This is a genomic window from Plantactinospora sp. B24E8 (genome assembly GCF_039871735.1).
Taxonomy (GTDB): Bacteria; Actinomycetota; Actinomycetes; order Mycobacteriales; family Micromonosporaceae; genus Plantactinospora.
In genome coordinates this window covers 94387-108198 of the sequence record NZ_JBDPMH010000016.1, presented here as the reverse complement: position 1 = coordinate 108198, position 13812 = coordinate 94387, and the positions used below count along the sequence as shown (strand labels likewise).

The window sequence follows — 13812 nt, the reverse complement described above, 5'->3', positions numbered from 1 at the left end:
GTCCGACCGTTTCAAAGGCCACCGTTGAGGTAGCTGTTCGTCGCGAGTACGGGGGGCGACCGAATGATCTGGGGCACCGCGACCTACCCCGCAAGGCGGCCGTCCGTGCGGCCCACCGCCGGTACCAAGCCACTGGACCGGGTTTCGCTGGCGGACGCCTTCGAGGCGGCATGCCTGGTCCGGTGCACCCGCGCGGGGAGCGTGCGGCAGTCGACGAACCTCTTGGCCGAATTCAGTTCGGAGGCTGCCGCCGCCCGCCTGGCGGCACTGCTGACCCGGCTCGGCAGTGCACCCCGGCCGGAGCGGATCACCGCCGGGGTCCGCCGCCGCTACGAACTGCACCGGCTGCACGTCGTCGAGCCGGGCCAGCCGACCCTGCTGGCCACCGGTTGGCAACAGGGCCGGACCGCGCTGCTGGACCCGTCGGTGATCGGTGCCTCGACCCCCCGGCACGCCCGTCGGCAGGCGTTGGCCGCCGCCGCGTGGCGGGCCGCGCTGCTGGCCGCCGGCCGGCACGTCCGGACCACCATCCTCGGGGTACGGATCGCCGACACGGAACTCGCGGCGGTGCTGGTACGCAGCGCCCACCTGCTCGGCTCGACCGCCACCGTGGCCCGCCGCTCGGGCTGTCTGCTGGTGACCGTGCCCGGCGGCGCGGAGAAGGACCGCATCCTGCGCCACAGCGCCCGCCCGATCTCGCTGGCCAGCTGACCCGCCCGGGGCCGACCGACCCGCCCCACACCGTCGCCGAATCAGTCCTCCGGCCACCAGGCGGCCGACCTCAGGTCGACCCCGGCACCCCGCAGCGGTGTCCCCTCGGCGACCAGCCGCTCCCGGGCCGTCCGCTCGTGGCCCGGCGGCAGCCGGCCGGCGGCGTTCACCACCCGGTGCCAGGGCACGCCACCGCCGTGTCGGGCCAGTACCGAGCCGACCAGCCGGGCCGAGGCGCGACCGGACCGGTCGGCCAGGTAGTCGGCGATCGCCCCGTACGACATCACCCGTCCCGGCGGGATCCGCTCGACCACCGACAGCACCTCTTCGACGTACTCCTCCGGGGTCACAAGCTGCCACGATATGGGAGTACGGGGAGACCGGTCCGGCCGGCCCGGAGCAGCACCGGGAGAATGGGCGGGTGCGGGAAGCAGTTACCTCAGCACGCCGGATCGTGGTGAAGGTCGGCTCGTCGTCGCTGACCACCGCCGCCGGCGGGTTGGACGCGGATCGGGTCGACGCCCTCGCCGACGTACTCGCCGGTTGGCTGGCCAACGGCGGGCCCGGCCCGGACGGCCGACCGACTGGGCCGGCCGCCGACGGGCGCCGCCGCTCCGCCGACCGTCGGGAGCTGGTCCTGGTCTCCTCCGGGGCGATCGCCGCCGGCCTGGCCCCGCTCGGCCTGTCCCGCCGTCCCCGCGACCTGGCCACCCAGCAGGCTGCGGCGAGCGTCGGCCAGGGACTGCTGATCGCCCACTACACCAGCGGTTTCGCCCGGCACGGCCGGACCGTCGGGCAGGTGCTGCTCACCGTCGACGACGTGACCCGGCGGGCCCACTACCGCAACGCCTACCGCACCCTGCGCAAGCTACTCGACCTCGGTGCGGTGCCGATCGTCAACGAGAACGACACGGTCGCCACCGACGAGATCCGGTTCGGTGACAACGACCGGCTGGCCGCGCTGGTGGCCGCGCTGGTCGACGCCGACCTGCTGGTCCTGCTCTCCGACGTCGACGCCCTCTACACCGGCGACCCGGCCCGCCCGGGCACGGTCCGGATCGCCGAGGTCCGTGACGAGCGGGACCTGGCCGAGGTGGTGGTCGGCCGGGCCGGCCGGGCCGGGGTCGGCACCGGCGGCATGGTCACCAAGGTCGAGGCGGCCCGGATCGCCACCGGCTTCGGTATCCCGGTGGTGCTGACCGCCACCGGACTGGCCACCGGCGCACTCGCCGGCGAGTCGGTGGGCACGCTCTTCCACCGGGTACGCCAGCGGCCGGCGGCCCGGCTCTTCTGGCTGGCCCACGCCACCTCGCCCCGGGGGCGGCTGCACCTGGACCCGGGTGCGGTGCAGGCCGTGGTGGCCCGCCGCAAGTCGCTGCTGCCGGCCGGGATCACCGCGGTGGACGGCACGTTCACCGCCGGCGACCCGGTCGACCTGGTCGACGACGCGGGGGCGGCGGTCGCCCGGGGGCTGGTCAACTACGACGCGGTGGAGTTGCCCGGCCTGCTCGGCCGCTCCACCTCCGAACTCGCCGCCGCGCTCGGCCCGGGCTACGAGCGCGAGGTCGTGCACCGCGACGATCTGGTGCTGCTCTGATCTGACCGGACGGGCCGGTCCAAGGCCGCTGCGGCGGCCGGCCGTCTCGCTGGGCGAACAGCACACCGGGCGACGCCTCCCGGGTGGTTACAGTGTGCAGATGTCGACCCAGAACTCCCCTGCCACCGGGACCGTGGAGGCGGCGAAGCGTGCCCGCGTCGCAGCGGCCACCCTGGCCACCGTCAACCGGGCGACCAAGGACGCGGCCCTGCACGCGATGGCGGACGCGCTGGTCGCCCGTACGCCGGAGATCCTGGCCGCGAACGAGGCCGACCTGACCGCCGGGCGCGACAACGGTCTCTCGGCGGCGATCCTGGACCGGCTCGCCCTCACCAGCGAGCGGGTCGCGGCGATCGCCGACGCGTTGCGCCAGATGGCCGCGCTCGCCGACCCGGTCGGCGAGGTCGTCCGCGGCGGCACCCTGCCGAACGGGCTGGAGTTGCGGCAGATCCGGGTCCCGTTCGGGGTGGTCGGGATCATCTACGAGGGCCGCCCGAACGTCACCGTGGACGCGGCCGGCATCTGCCTCAAGTCCGGCAACGCCGCGCTGCTGCGCGGCTCGTCGTCGGCGATCCACTCGAACACCGCTCTGGTCGCGGTGCTGCGGGACGCGGTGGCCGGTGCCGGGCTGCCGGCGGACGCGCTCCAACTGCTGGACGCCTCCTCCCGCGACTCGGTCAAGGAGCTGATGCGGGCCCGTGGCCTGGTCGACGTGTTGATCCCGCGCGGCGGGGCGTCACTGATCCGGGCGGTGGTCGAGGAGTCGACCGTACCGGTGATCGAGACCGGGGTGGGCAACTGCCACGTGTACGTCGACGCCGCCGCCGACCTCGACAAGGCGCTGGCGATCGTGCTCAACTCCAAGACCCAGCGGCTGTCGACCTGCAACACCGCCGAGTCGCTGCTGGTGCACGCCGACGTCGCGGAGGCGTTCCTGCCGCGGGTGCTGGCCGCGTTGCACGAGGCCGGGGTCACCGTGCACGGCTCGCCGGAGGTGGCGGCGTACTCGGCGGAGGTGGTGCCGGCCACCGACGAGGACTTCGGCACCGAGTACCTCTCCGCGGACATCTCGGCCGCCGTCGTCGACTCGCTCGACGCCGCGGTCGCGCACATCACCCGGTACGGCACCCAGCACACCGAGGCGATCGTCACCGAGTCGGTGGCGGCGGCCCGGGAGTTCGTGGCCCGGGTCGACTCGGCGGCGGTGATGGTGAACGCCTCCACCCGGTTCACCGACGGCGGCGAGTTCGGTTTCGGGGCCGAGATCGGCATCTCGACCCAGAAGCTGCACGCCCGGGGCCCGATGGGCCTGCCCGAGCTGACCTCCACCAAGTACGTCGTCACCGGTGACGGCCACCTGCGCGGCTGACTCCCCGGCGGTCTCCGGAGGGCTGGGCCGCCCGAACCCTGGTCACTTCCGGCGTCGGCGTCGTGACCGCCGCGCGCGTGGGCGGGACCGGGCCGGGCGGTGGGACTCGCGCTCGCCGCGCGACCGGCGCCGGCCCCGGCGACCGCCGTGCGGGGGCAGCGCACCCTCGGCCCAGTAGAACAGGGCCAGGATGCCGATGCTGGCCACGAGGATCAGCGCGCCCTGCACCAGGCTGTTCTCCAGCCACCACAGGTCCCAGCGGTGCCAGGCGGCGATCCCGCCGCCACCGAGCCCGACGAACAGGGCGGTGCCCACCAGTCCCTGGTGCCGTCCGATGAAGGCGCGGACCGGCTGGCGGCGCGGCTCCGGTGGCTCAGCGGCAGGCACGGATCGCCGCCAGGGTCGTGTGCACCTCGAACATCGCACCGTCGTCGCTGGGCCAGCCGCCGTCGCTGCGTTGGGTCTCGGCGAGCCGACGCCGGGCGGCGGCCAGCAGCCAGCCGGCGGCCGCGACCCCGACCCGGCGCAGCGCCGACGCCATCCAGGCCACGTCGGCCGGGGACATCTCCGGCAGTCGGACGGCGAGTACGGACTGGATCCGGGCGGATTCGCCGAACAACCCCCGCCCGTGCAGCACCGCCGCCGCCAACCAACCGGTGGCCAGGTACGACGGCCAGGTCCCGTCGGGTCGCAGTTGGCCCGCCAGCGCCTGCGCGGCGGCCTGCACCACACCCGCGTACGCCCCGCCGACCCGGGTGTCCAGCGGGCCGGCGGGGCGGGCGTCCAGGCCGGCGACGGTGAGCCAGTAGCCGGCGTTGGCGGTGAGGTAGAGGGTCGCCTCCGGGTCACCGGGGCGGGCCCACGGCGGTGCCTCGGCGGCGAGCGACGGATCCTCCTCCCAGGTGCCGTCCGCCCGTTGCCGGCTGACCAGCCAGTCCAGCGCTCTGCGGGCGGCGTCCCGGCCGAGCGCCCCCAGGTCGTCGAGTTCGGCGAGTCGGAAGCAGGTGGCGTCGACCGAGCCGACCTCGGCCGCCCAGCTCGCCGGCCAGCCGCCGTCCGGAGCCGGTCCGACCTCCGCCTCGGCGAGCAGTTCCGGCGCCGGTGCCGTCCCGGTCCGTAGTCGCTGCAGCCGGGCGCGGTCCACCGCGTCCCCGTGCGCGACCACGAACCCGATCGCGGCGTCCATGTCGACCACGGCGCAGAACGCTACCGGTGGGAACGTGGTTCCACCTCGGTAGGTCGGCCGGGGTCGGGCCACCGGTCGATCGATGGCGGACCGGCGCGGATGGCGCTGCGCTCCGGGGGACGGGGTCGGTCAGAGGTTCTGGCCGCCGGAGACCTCGATGTTCTGTGCGGTGATCCAGCGGCCCTCCTCGCCGAGCAGGGCGCTGATCACCAGGCCGACGTCGTCGGGCTCACCGATCCGGCCGAGCGCGATCGTCGCGGCGGCGGCCGGGATCGCCTCCGGGAACCGTTCGAAGGCGTTGTCGGCGATCCGGGTACGGGTGGTGCCGGGCGCGACGGAGTTGACCCGGATGCCGCGGATGCTGAACTCCTTGGCCATGTACCGGGTCAGGACGGTGAGTCCGCCCTTCATCGTGCCGTAGGCGGAGTAGCCGGGGGTCAGCCCGGACGCCTGCGCCGAGTTGCTGGTCACGTTGACGATGGCGCCGCCGTCGACGATCAGCGGCAGCAGGGACTGGGTCAGGAAGTACGGCCCCTTGAGCAGGACCCGCATCAGCCGGTCGAAGAACTCCTCGGAGGTTTCCTCGAACCTGGTCGCCTCGTGCCCGAACCCGGCGTTGTTGACCAGGTGGTCGAAGGTGTCCCGCTGCCAGGTGTCGCGCAGCGCCGCGACGACGGAGTCGCGGAAGGCCGGGAAGGTCTCGCTCCGGCCGACGTCGAGCGGCAGCGCGACCGCCGTGCCGCCCTCCCGCTCGATGCCCGCGACCGTCTCCAGTGCGCCGGCATGGTTGCGGCCGTAGGTGAGGATCACTCCCGCGCCGCGCCGGGCGAGCTGGACGGCTGTGCTCTGCCCGATGCCGGAGCTGGCACCGGTGACGATAGCGACCCGCATGGTCGGTCCACCTGTTCAATCATGGAGGCTGTCTGCGCTCCCCGCGAATCTGATCCTCCTATCGAAGCATCGGAACCTGCTCAAACTTTAGAACGGATCTCCTGAATGCTTGCCTGATCCTCTCGTTGTACGGAGCATCGGCCAGGTGGTTCAATCGCCACATGCACCGCCTGGAGGAACTGCGCGACCTGGTGGCCCGGCACGCCCGGCCGGACACGACCACCGCCATCGACGACGTCCTGGTCTCCCGGGTGGACCACACCGAGCCGCCCTCGACCTCGATGTCCGGTACGGTCTTCGCGCTCATCGCCCAGGGGGCGAAACGGCTGGCGCTCGGCGACCGCGTCTACGAGTACCGCGCCGGGCAGTATCTCGTCGCCTCGGTCGACCTGCCGGTCACCGGGCATTTCACCGAGGCCGAGCCGGAGCGGCCGGCACTGGGACTCGGCCTGGTCCTGCGCCCGGCCGAGGTCGCGGAACTGCTGCTGCACGCCGCCCCCGGTGACATCCCGCCCAGCACCGGCGGTACACCCTCCGGACTGGCGGTCAGCGACGCACCCGAGGAACTGCTCGACGCGGCGATCCGGCTGTTGCGTCTGCTCGACCGGCCGCGTGACGTCACCGTGCTGGCGCCACTGGTCAAACGGGAGATCCTCTGGCGGATCATCACCGGCGACCAGGGCGCCGTCGTACGCCAACTCGGCCTCGCGGACAGCAGCCTGACCCACATCGCCCGCGCCGTCCGCTGGATCCGCGACAACTACGCCCAGGCCTTCCGGGTGGAGGACGTGGCCCGGCTGTCCGGGATGAGTGTCTCCGCCTTCTACCGCAACTTCCAGGCGGTCACCGCGATGAGCCCGATCCAGTTCCAGAAGCAGATCCGGCTCCAGGAGGCCCGGCTGCTGCTCGCCACCCACCCCGGCGACGTCACCGGCGTCGGGCACCGGGTCGGCTACGACAGCCCGTCACAGTTCAGCCGCGAGTACCGCCGCCAGTTCGGCGCGCCGCCGAGCCAGGACGCCGCCCGGCTCCGCGCCCCGGTGGGCGACGTCGCCCCGGCCCTGCCGTGACCGGAGACTGGACCGGTGCGGCCCGCACCGACCGGGTTCAGGCAACCACCCGGTCGGGGGCGCCGATCCGGGGGAAGGGCTCGGTGGAGAAGACCACCTCCACCGGCACCTCGAAGAACCGGGCGATCCGCAGCGCCAGGTGCAGGCTCGGGTTGTACTCCCCCCGTTCCAGGTAGCCGACCGTCTGGTAGTGCACCCCGAGCGCGTCGGCGAGGTCCCGGCGCGAGATCCCCCGCTCCGCCCGCAGGACCGCGATGCGGTTGTAGATGGACTCGCTACTCATCAGGTGGTCCTCTGCATCGCCTTCACCCTGCGGGCAGCCACGCTGGAGCCCGACTCCCGCCGGGCCATCCGGCGCAACACCACCGGCGCGACCAGCAGCCCGACCACGGCCCAGGCACCGAGCATCCCGAACGTCTCCAGGTGCCGCCAGGAGCCGCCGAGTTCCGCCGCCGCCAACTCGTCCGGCAGCAGTGCCGAGCGGGTGCCCAGCCCGAGCCAGTAGATCGGGAACGCCTGGCCGATCCACTGCAGGAAGACCGGGTAGTTGTTGATCGGGTAGAAGATGCTGGAGGTGCCGACCAGCCCCATGATAGGCAGCATGATCACCCCGGCGTTACGCGGATTGTCGAACAGCGATCCGAAGATCGCGCCGAGCGGCAGACAGGCGACCAGGCCGAGCAGCACCACGCCGGCCAGCATCAGCCAGCGGCCGGGCCCCCCGGGCGCGAGCCCGTCCACCAGCAGCAGTCCCGGGACCACCAGGATGAGCGCGCTGACCGCACTCATCCCGGCCACCTGCACCACCTTGCCGACCAGGTAACCGAGCATGCCGTGCGGGATCGCCTTGGCCCGCAGCAGGGTGCCGTCCTCCCGCTCGATGATGAGCGTCATCATCATCGTCACCATGGCGCCGAAGGCCAGCCCGCCGCCGATCATGCTCGGCAGGTTGCGGGCGCCGAGCGAGAAATCCGTGCCGGGCACCGTCGAGTTCCGCATGAAGAACAGGACCACCGTGAAGACGACGTTGGGGAATATGTAGTTCCACAGGTCCTGACCGTTGGTCAGGGTGTGCCGGACCTCGATCCCGCCCCGCACCAGCCCGGCCCGCGCCGCCATCAGCATCGGACTCACCGATCCACCTCCTGGAAGTTGCGCAGGGCGGCGCCGCTGCGCCCGGACTCGAACTCACGGACCAGTGCCATGTAGGTGTCCTCCAGGCTGGCCCGGCGGATCTCCAGATCGGTGACGCTGTCGCCGTACTGCCCGAACAGTTCGCGGACGAACCGGGTGGCGTCGGCGGCGACGTGGACGAACCGCTCGCCGTCCCGGCTCCACTTCACCTCCGCGTCCGACGGCATCCGCCGGGCGAGCTGCTCCGCCGAGCCGTTCGCGATGATCGAACCACCGGCCAGGATCAGGATCCGGTCGGCGAGTTTCTCCGCCTCGTCCAGGTCGTGGGTGGTCAGCAGGATGGTGGTCTGCTCCAGGTCGGCCAGCCGGTGTACCAGGTCGTGGAACTCCCGCCGGGCCTCCGGGTCGAACCCGGCCGTCGGCTCGTCGAGGAAGAGCAGCTCGGGACGGCCGACGATGCCGATCGCGACGTCCAGTCGGCGCCGCTGCCCGCCGGAGAGCTGGCTGACCCGCTTGTGGGCGTGCGGGTTGAGCCCGACCGCGTCCACCAGCTCGTCGATGTCCCACGGTCGCCGTACCTGGTCGGTGGCGTACGACGTGTAGTACGACCCGAGGTGCTGGAGCAGCTCACGTACCCGCCACTTGGCGTGGTCGCGCCAGGACTGGAGCACCACGCCCAGCCGGGCCCGCCACCGCTCGTCGCCGTGCGCCGGGTCCACGCCGAGCACCGAAACGTCGCCGGCCGACCGCATCCGGAACCCCTCGAGGATCTCGATGGTCGTGGTCTTGCCCGCGCCGTTCGGGCCGAGCAGCGCCACCACCTCGCCGGGCTGGGCGGTGAAGGTGACCCCGGTGAGCACGTCGGTCCGGCCGTAGCGCATCCGCAGGTCACGTACGTCGATCACGGGCGGCGGGCCCGGCTCGCCGACCGGCTTCGGCGGCCGGCCCGCCTCCTCGACCAGGCCCGATCCCTCAACCAGGCCCGATCCCTCGGTCATAGTCATAGACCTGCCCCCTATCATCCAAGGTCTACGAGCGACGATAGTACATGTACTACATGTCGGCGGGGGACTCCTCGGACAGAAAACCGACGGGGCGGCTCCGGAAACCGGAGCCGCCCCGTCGTGGCGAACTGGGTGGATCAGCCGTGGCGGACTGGGTGGACCAGCCTTGGCGGACTGGCGGATCAGTAGCTGGGCAGCGAGGGGTCGACCGTCTTGACCCAGGAGAGCACCCCACCCTGGACGTGCACCGCGTCCCGGAACCCGGCGGCCTTCACCGCGGCGAGCGCCTCGGCGGACCGTACGCCGGACTTGCAGTGCAGCACGATCTGCCGGTCCTGCGGCAGCTGGGCGAGTGCCGCGCCGGAGAGAATGTCGCCCTTCGGGATCAGCGTGGCGCCGGGGATCCGGACGATCTCGTACTCGGCCGGCTCCCGGACGTCGACCAGGAAGACGTCCTTGCCGGCGTCCTGCCACTCCTTCAGCTCCCGGGCGGTGATGGTCGAGTCGACCACCGCCTCCTCCGCCTCCGCCGACACCGCGCCGCAGAAGTCCTCGTAGTCCTCCAGCAGCGCGGTGACGGTCGGGTTCTCGCCGCAGAGCGCGCAGTTCGGGTCCTTGCGGACCTTGATCTTCCGGTACGACATCTCCAGCGCGTCGTAGACCATCAGCCGGCCGACCAGCGGCTCGCCGATCCCGGTCAACAGCTTGATCGCCTCGGTCACCTGGATCGAGCCGATCGACGCGCAGAGCACACCGAGCACCCCGCCCTCGGCGCAGGACGGCACCATTCCGGGCGGCGGCGGCTCCGGGTAGAGGCAGCGGTAGCAGGGGCCGTGCTCGGCCCAGAAGACCGACGCCTGGCCGTCGAACCGGTAGATCGACCCCCAGACGTACGGCTTGCCGAGCAGCACCGCCGCGTCGTTGACCATGTACCGGGTGGCGAAGTTGTCGGTCCCGTCGACGATCAGGTCGTACTGGCCGAAGATCTCCAGCACGTTGTCCCGGTCCAGGGCGGTGTTGTGGATCACCACGTTGACCAGCGGGTTGATCTCCCGGATGCTGGCCGCGGCGGACTCCGCCTTCGGCCGGCCGACGTCGGAGACGCCGTGGATGACCTGCCGCTGCAGGTTGGACTCGTCGACGACGTCGAAGTCGATGATCCCGAGCGTGCCGACCCCGGCGGCGGCCAGGTACAGCAGCGCGGGCGAGCCGAGACCGCCGGCCCCGACACAGAGCACCCGGGCGTTCTTCAGCCGCTTCTGCCCCTCGACCCCGACGTCCGGGATGATCAGGTGGCGCGAGTAGCGACGGATCTCGTCAACGGTCAGCTCGGCGGCGGGTTCGACGAGCGGGGGCAGTGACACGATGGACTCCCCGGTTCCGATCCTCGCTCAGCGGACGGCTGAGCGCATCGACAGTGGCATGTCGGGCCATTGTCGCTCGCCGGGGCCGATATCGGCCATGAGGTGGAACACCTGCCCGGAATCCGGGAGCGGGAATAACCGGGCACCGGGTGACCACCGGCACGCTACGGCAGCACCGGGCCGACGTGGCGGCGCCCGTCGACGTACGGCCAGCCGTTCGGCGCGCAGCCGCGCAGCCCGTACGTCTGCAGCTGCATGACCGGAGCCGGGGCGCCCGTCCGGGGACACGCCTGGTGCCGCTCCCCCAACTCGTGCCCGACCTCGTGGTTGAGCGCGTACGCCTGGTAGACGTCGAGCGGGGCGCCGTAGTCCGGTACCGCGGTCAGCCAGCGGGCGATGTTCAGGACCACCTCGCCGGGGACGTGGCACGAGCCGTACCGCTCGGTGTGCAGGCCAGCCTCGGCACACATCCGTTCCGACGTTCCCGGAGTGGCGAGGAAGACGGTGAACTGGGCCTTCGCCGTCCGGCCGACCCGTTGGAAGCGGACCTTCCCCGAGGCCGTCCAGCCGCGTGGATCGCCGAGGACCGTGTCGACGGCGCGGGCGAAGCCGTTGGTGTCCTGCCCCATCCCCTGCTCCACCGCGACCCGGAAACGACGCAGGTCACCGGTGGTGCCGACGACGTCACCGCCGCCGGCGTACCCGAAGGTGCCGGGACCGGTGGTCGGATAGTCGGCGGGCTGCCCGTCGGACCGCCCGGAGGCCGTGCCGTCCGGCGCTCCGGCGGCGTCTCCGGACGGGCCGGCACCGCGCGCCGGGCCACCGGCGACCACTCCGTCGGCACTCCCGGCCGCCACCGGCGCACCGTCCGGCGGGCCACCGTGCACCAGCCCGACCAGCACCAGGCCGGCGGTGGTCGACAGCAGCGCGAGCGCGACGGCACGTCGGCGACGGCGGCGGGCCCGGGCCATCGCCAGCCGGTGCCGGCCGCGCCGGCCGCCCGGCGGTGCCGCGTCGACCGGGTCGTCGGTACGGGCATCGTCAGGTCGAGCATCGCCAGGTCGGACTCGGTCGGCCCGGTCGTCGGTACGGTCCTCCGGCCACATCTCGCCCGCCGGGTCGCCGGTACGGTCGCCCGGAGTCGACAGCTCCGGGAGACGGACGGGATCGGTGTGCGCGGCCGGCCCTTGCATGGCGGGCCCACTGTGCCACGCGGCGGCCGGCCCGCACCAGCCGCCGCACCGACGCCCGGCCGGACCGGCGGACCGTCAGCGCGGCGGACCGTCAGCCGCCGGTCAGAGCGGCGGTCCGGTGTACCGCTCCCCGTCCAGGTACGGCCACGGGTTCGCCTTGCAGCCGTTGAGGAAGAGCGTCTGCTGCATCATCACCGGGGCGGGCCGCCCGTCGCGGGGACAGCGCTCGTGCCGGTGGCCCAGCTCGTGCCCCACCTCGTGGTTGACCACGTAACTGCGGTACGTCTCCAACGGCACCTTGGCCCGGACGAAGTGCGGCACCGAGAGCCGCCAGCGGTCCAGGTTGAGGATGACCCGCCCGGCGCCCCGGCACGAGGTGTACGGCCTGCCGTCGACCCGGATGTCCACACCGGACTCGGCGCACATCCGCCGGGCGGTACCGGCGGTGACCAGGTAGACGGTGAAGTCGTGGCCGGCGTTGTCCGGCACCCGTTGCAACCGCAGCCGTCCGCTGCCGATCCAGCTGCGGCGGTCGGCCAGCGCGGCGTCCACCTTCGCGGCGAACTCGTCGAGGTCCTCGTCGGTGCCGCGTTCCAGCGCCACCCGGTACTTCCGCAGCGTCCCCGCCCGGCCGAGCACCTCGCCGCGTCCCTTGGCGTAGCTGAACGTCCCCGGCCCGGTGGACGGCCCCGGACCGTCGAGCTTCAACACCGGCGGTGGTGGTGGCGCCGACGGCGTGGCACTCGCGGTCGGGCTCGGTGTCGCGGGCCCGGTCGGTCCGGCCGCCCCGGTCGGGGCGCCGGCCGGGCCGTCGTCGGCCACCAGCCGGTCCGCCGGCGGCACCAGGATCCCGACCACGGCGACCGCACCCGCCACCGCCAGCAGGCCCACCGCCAGCCAGCCGGACCGGCGGACCGGCGGACGACGTGCCCGTCCCCGGTAGGCGCCCCGGCCGTCCGGGCGCGGCCGGGCGGTGTCCCGGCCCTCCCGAGGCGGCCGACCGGACGACAGGGCCGGCCCGGGTTCGACACGCTCGGACGGGGGCTGGGGGCGCCGACTTTTCCGCACGCCTACATCAGACGTCAGCGGAGCGAATTCTGCTGCCCCGTGAGATCAACTCCGACCGGCCGGCCGGTGCCGGACTCCGCCAGCCGGCCAGAACCGATACCGGACTCCGCCAGCCGGCCAGAACCGATACCGGACTCCGCCAGCCGGCCAGAACCGGTACCGGGCTCGGACAGCCGGCCAGAACCGGTACCGGGCTCGGACAGCAGGGCGAGGGCGGCCCGGGCGACCGTACGCGGCACCTCCAGCTGCGGCACGTGTCCCACCCCGTCCAGCATCAGCAGCCGGCTGTCCGGGATCAGCCGGGCCACCTGGGCCGGCACCCGTACGTCGACCAGCCGGTCCTGCCAGCCGCCGATGACCAGGGTCGGCGCGGTGATCGTGGCGGCGAGCCGCCACAGCGACCCGGCACCGGGCAGGTACGCCCGCAGGAAACTCCCCACCAGGCCACGCAGCGTACGAAGATAGGCGCTCGCGTAGTGCTCCGCCGTGTAGCGGATCCTGATCTCCTCGATCGCCTCCTGCCGCCGCTGGTCGCAGATCCGGCTGGTGTCGGCGACGCAGGCCTCCATCACCTGGCGGGCCATCTCCTCCGGCGGCAGCTGGGTCAGCAGGCGGGCGGCTAGCCGCTCCGCGCCGGGTACCGCCAGCAGCGGCACCATCCTGCCCTGCAGCGAGCGCCGTGGGTCGAGGAACGGCATCGCCGGCGAGACCAGCGTCAGGGTGCGGACCAGGTCGGGGCGGAGCCCGGCGACCCGTACCGAGATCGCCCCGCCGAGCGAGTTGCCGAACAGGTGCACCGGACCCCGGCCGGAGTGTTCGAGGTAGCGGATCACCCGGTCGGCCAGGGCCGGGACGGTGTACCGCGGGGCCGGGCCGCTCAGCCCGAAGCCGGGCAGGTCGATCGCCTGCCCGTCGAGCCGGTGCGCGAGCAGGCCGGCAAGGTCCGTCCAGTTCTGCGCGGATCCGCCCAGTCCGTGCACATAGAGCGCCGGTTCGGCGTCCGGGGAGGTGGCCGGGGTGTCCCGGACGTGGGTGAGCAGACCGTCGATCCGTACCGTCCGGCCGGGCCACGGCGGCGGCACCTCGTCGCGGACGACCAGCTCGTCCGCCTCCAGCAACGCGCGCTTCATCAGTCAAGTGTGTCGCTGTCCGTCGGCTCGCGCCCACGCTCCGTGCAGGACGGCCGCCGGCGGCCCGACCGGGGCGGGGACGTCTGCCCCGTCCC

Annotated in this window: 15 protein-coding genes; 4 read left to right on the top strand and 11 right to left on the bottom strand. The window is 73.0% G+C overall.

What is annotated here, in order from left to right:
* The first annotated feature begins 105 nt into the window (after nucleotides 1-105).
* Nucleotides 106-711, top strand: a complete 606-nt coding sequence (locus ABGB21_RS22505; RefSeq protein ID WP_347654200.1) for a hypothetical protein — start codon at nucleotides 106-108, stop codon at nucleotides 709-711.
* A 41-nt stretch (nucleotides 712-752) separates the two neighbouring features.
* Here ABGB21_RS22505 and ABGB21_RS22500 read toward each other — a convergent pair whose 3' ends face one another.
* On the bottom strand, nucleotides 753-1061 hold the full coding sequence (locus ABGB21_RS22500; protein ID WP_347654201.1) for an MGMT family protein: 309 nt from the start codon (nucleotides 1059-1061) through the stop codon (nucleotides 753-755).
* A gap of 71 nt (nucleotides 1062-1132) precedes the next feature.
* Here ABGB21_RS22500 and proB point away from each other — a divergent pair, with 71 nt between their 5' ends.
* Nucleotides 1133-2308 carry a glutamate 5-kinase gene (gene proB, locus ABGB21_RS22495; protein WP_347654202.1) on the top strand — a complete coding sequence of 392 codons (1176 nt, stop codon included), beginning with the start codon at nucleotides 1133-1135 and terminating at the stop codon, nucleotides 2306-2308.
* Nucleotides 2309-2408: 100 nt separating this feature from the next.
* The gene (locus ABGB21_RS22490) at nucleotides 2409-3677 is read left to right on the top strand and encodes a glutamate-5-semialdehyde dehydrogenase (RefSeq protein ID WP_347654203.1); all 1269 of its coding nucleotides are present in this window, start codon (nucleotides 2409-2411) and stop codon (nucleotides 3675-3677) included.
* A gap of 42 nt (nucleotides 3678-3719) precedes the next feature.
* Here ABGB21_RS22490 and ABGB21_RS22485 read toward each other — a convergent pair whose 3' ends face one another.
* The 3 genes from ABGB21_RS22485 to ABGB21_RS22475 form a co-directional block, all read right to left on the bottom strand.
* A complete protein-coding gene (locus tag ABGB21_RS22485; protein ID WP_347654204.1) occupies nucleotides 3720-4064 on the bottom strand; it encodes a hypothetical protein in 345 nt (114 codons plus the stop codon).
* Nucleotides 4051-4863 (bottom strand): prenyltransferase/squalene oxidase repeat-containing protein, encoded by an 813-nt coding sequence (locus ABGB21_RS22480; RefSeq protein ID WP_347654296.1) that lies wholly within the window; start codon nucleotides 4861-4863, stop codon nucleotides 4051-4053. Before ABGB21_RS22480 ends, ABGB21_RS22485 begins: the two co-directional genes overlap by 14 nt.
* Nucleotides 4864-4992: 129 nt before the next feature.
* Nucleotides 4993-5754 carry an SDR family oxidoreductase gene (locus ABGB21_RS22475; protein ID WP_347654205.1) on the bottom strand — a complete coding sequence of 254 codons (762 nt, stop codon included), beginning with the start codon at nucleotides 5752-5754 and terminating at the stop codon, nucleotides 4993-4995.
* A 161-nt stretch (nucleotides 5755-5915) separates the two neighbouring features.
* Here ABGB21_RS22475 and ABGB21_RS22470 point away from each other — a divergent pair, with 161 nt between their 5' ends.
* Nucleotides 5916-6824 (top strand): AraC family transcriptional regulator, encoded by a 909-nt coding sequence (locus ABGB21_RS22470; protein WP_347654206.1) that lies wholly within the window; start codon nucleotides 5916-5918, stop codon nucleotides 6822-6824.
* A 37-nt stretch (nucleotides 6825-6861) separates the two neighbouring features.
* Here the strand turns inward: ABGB21_RS22470 and ABGB21_RS22465 are convergent, their stop codons facing one another.
* From ABGB21_RS22465 to ABGB21_RS22435, 7 genes are all read right to left on the bottom strand, one after another.
* Nucleotides 6862-7107, bottom strand: coding sequence for a helix-turn-helix transcriptional regulator (locus ABGB21_RS22465; protein ID WP_347654207.1), 246 nt, complete (start codon nucleotides 7105-7107; stop codon nucleotides 6862-6864).
* A complete protein-coding gene (locus ABGB21_RS22460) occupies nucleotides 7107-7958 on the bottom strand; it encodes an ABC transporter permease (protein ID WP_347654208.1) in 852 nt (283 codons plus the stop codon). Before ABGB21_RS22460 ends, ABGB21_RS22465 begins: the two co-directional genes overlap by 1 nt.
* The gene (locus ABGB21_RS22455) at nucleotides 7955-8839 is read right to left on the bottom strand and encodes an ABC transporter ATP-binding protein (RefSeq protein WP_347654297.1); all 885 of its coding nucleotides are present in this window, start codon (nucleotides 8837-8839) and stop codon (nucleotides 7955-7957) included. The genes ABGB21_RS22460 and ABGB21_RS22455 overlap by 4 nt, the downstream gene beginning before the upstream one ends.
* A gap of 305 nt (nucleotides 8840-9144) precedes the next feature.
* Nucleotides 9145-10326, bottom strand: a complete 1182-nt coding sequence (moeZ, locus tag ABGB21_RS22450) for an adenylyltransferase/sulfurtransferase MoeZ (RefSeq protein WP_347654209.1) — start codon at nucleotides 10324-10326, stop codon at nucleotides 9145-9147.
* Nucleotides 10327-10490: 164 nt separating this feature from the next.
* A complete protein-coding gene (locus ABGB21_RS22445) occupies nucleotides 10491-11519 on the bottom strand; it encodes a DUF3152 domain-containing protein (RefSeq protein WP_347654210.1) in 1029 nt (342 codons plus the stop codon).
* A 102-nt stretch (nucleotides 11520-11621) separates the two neighbouring features.
* Nucleotides 11622-12587, bottom strand: a complete 966-nt coding sequence (locus ABGB21_RS22440) for a DUF3152 domain-containing protein (RefSeq protein ID WP_347654211.1) — start codon at nucleotides 12585-12587, stop codon at nucleotides 11622-11624.
* A 14-nt stretch (nucleotides 12588-12601) separates the two neighbouring features.
* The gene (locus ABGB21_RS22435) at nucleotides 12602-13717 is read right to left on the bottom strand and encodes an alpha/beta hydrolase (RefSeq protein WP_347654212.1); all 1116 of its coding nucleotides are present in this window, start codon (nucleotides 13715-13717) and stop codon (nucleotides 12602-12604) included.
* Between the last annotated feature and the right edge of the window lie 95 nt (nucleotides 13718-13812).

Excerpts from the sequence above, each read along its gene's own strand:
- ABGB21_RS22490 (WP_347654203.1), top strand. The coding sequence starts at position 2,409 with ATGTCGACCCAGAACTCCCCTGCCACCGGGACCGTGGAGGCGGCGAAG.
- ABGB21_RS22480 (WP_347654296.1), bottom strand. The coding sequence starts at position 4,863 with ATGGACGCCGCGATCGGGTTCGTGGTCGCGCACGGGGACGCGGTGGAC.
- ABGB21_RS22475 (WP_347654205.1), bottom strand. The coding sequence starts at position 5,754 with ATGCGGGTCGCTATCGTCACCGGTGCCAGCTCCGGCATCGGGCAGAGC.
- ABGB21_RS22470 (WP_347654206.1), top strand. The coding sequence starts at position 5,916 with ATGCACCGCCTGGAGGAACTGCGCGACCTGGTGGCCCGGCACGCCCGG.
- ABGB21_RS22465 (WP_347654207.1), bottom strand. The coding sequence starts at position 7,107 with ATGAGTAGCGAGTCCATCTACAACCGCATCGCGGTCCTGCGGGCGGAG.
- ABGB21_RS22455 (WP_347654297.1), bottom strand. The coding sequence starts at position 8,839 with ATGCGCTACGGCCGGACCGACGTGCTCACCGGGGTCACCTTCACCGCC.
- ABGB21_RS22445 (WP_347654210.1), bottom strand. The coding sequence starts at position 11,519 with ATGCAAGGGCCGGCCGCGCACACCGATCCCGTCCGTCTCCCGGAGCTG.
- ABGB21_RS22435 (WP_347654212.1), bottom strand. The coding sequence starts at position 13,717 with ATGAAGCGCGCGTTGCTGGAGGCGGACGAGCTGGTCGTCCGCGACGAG.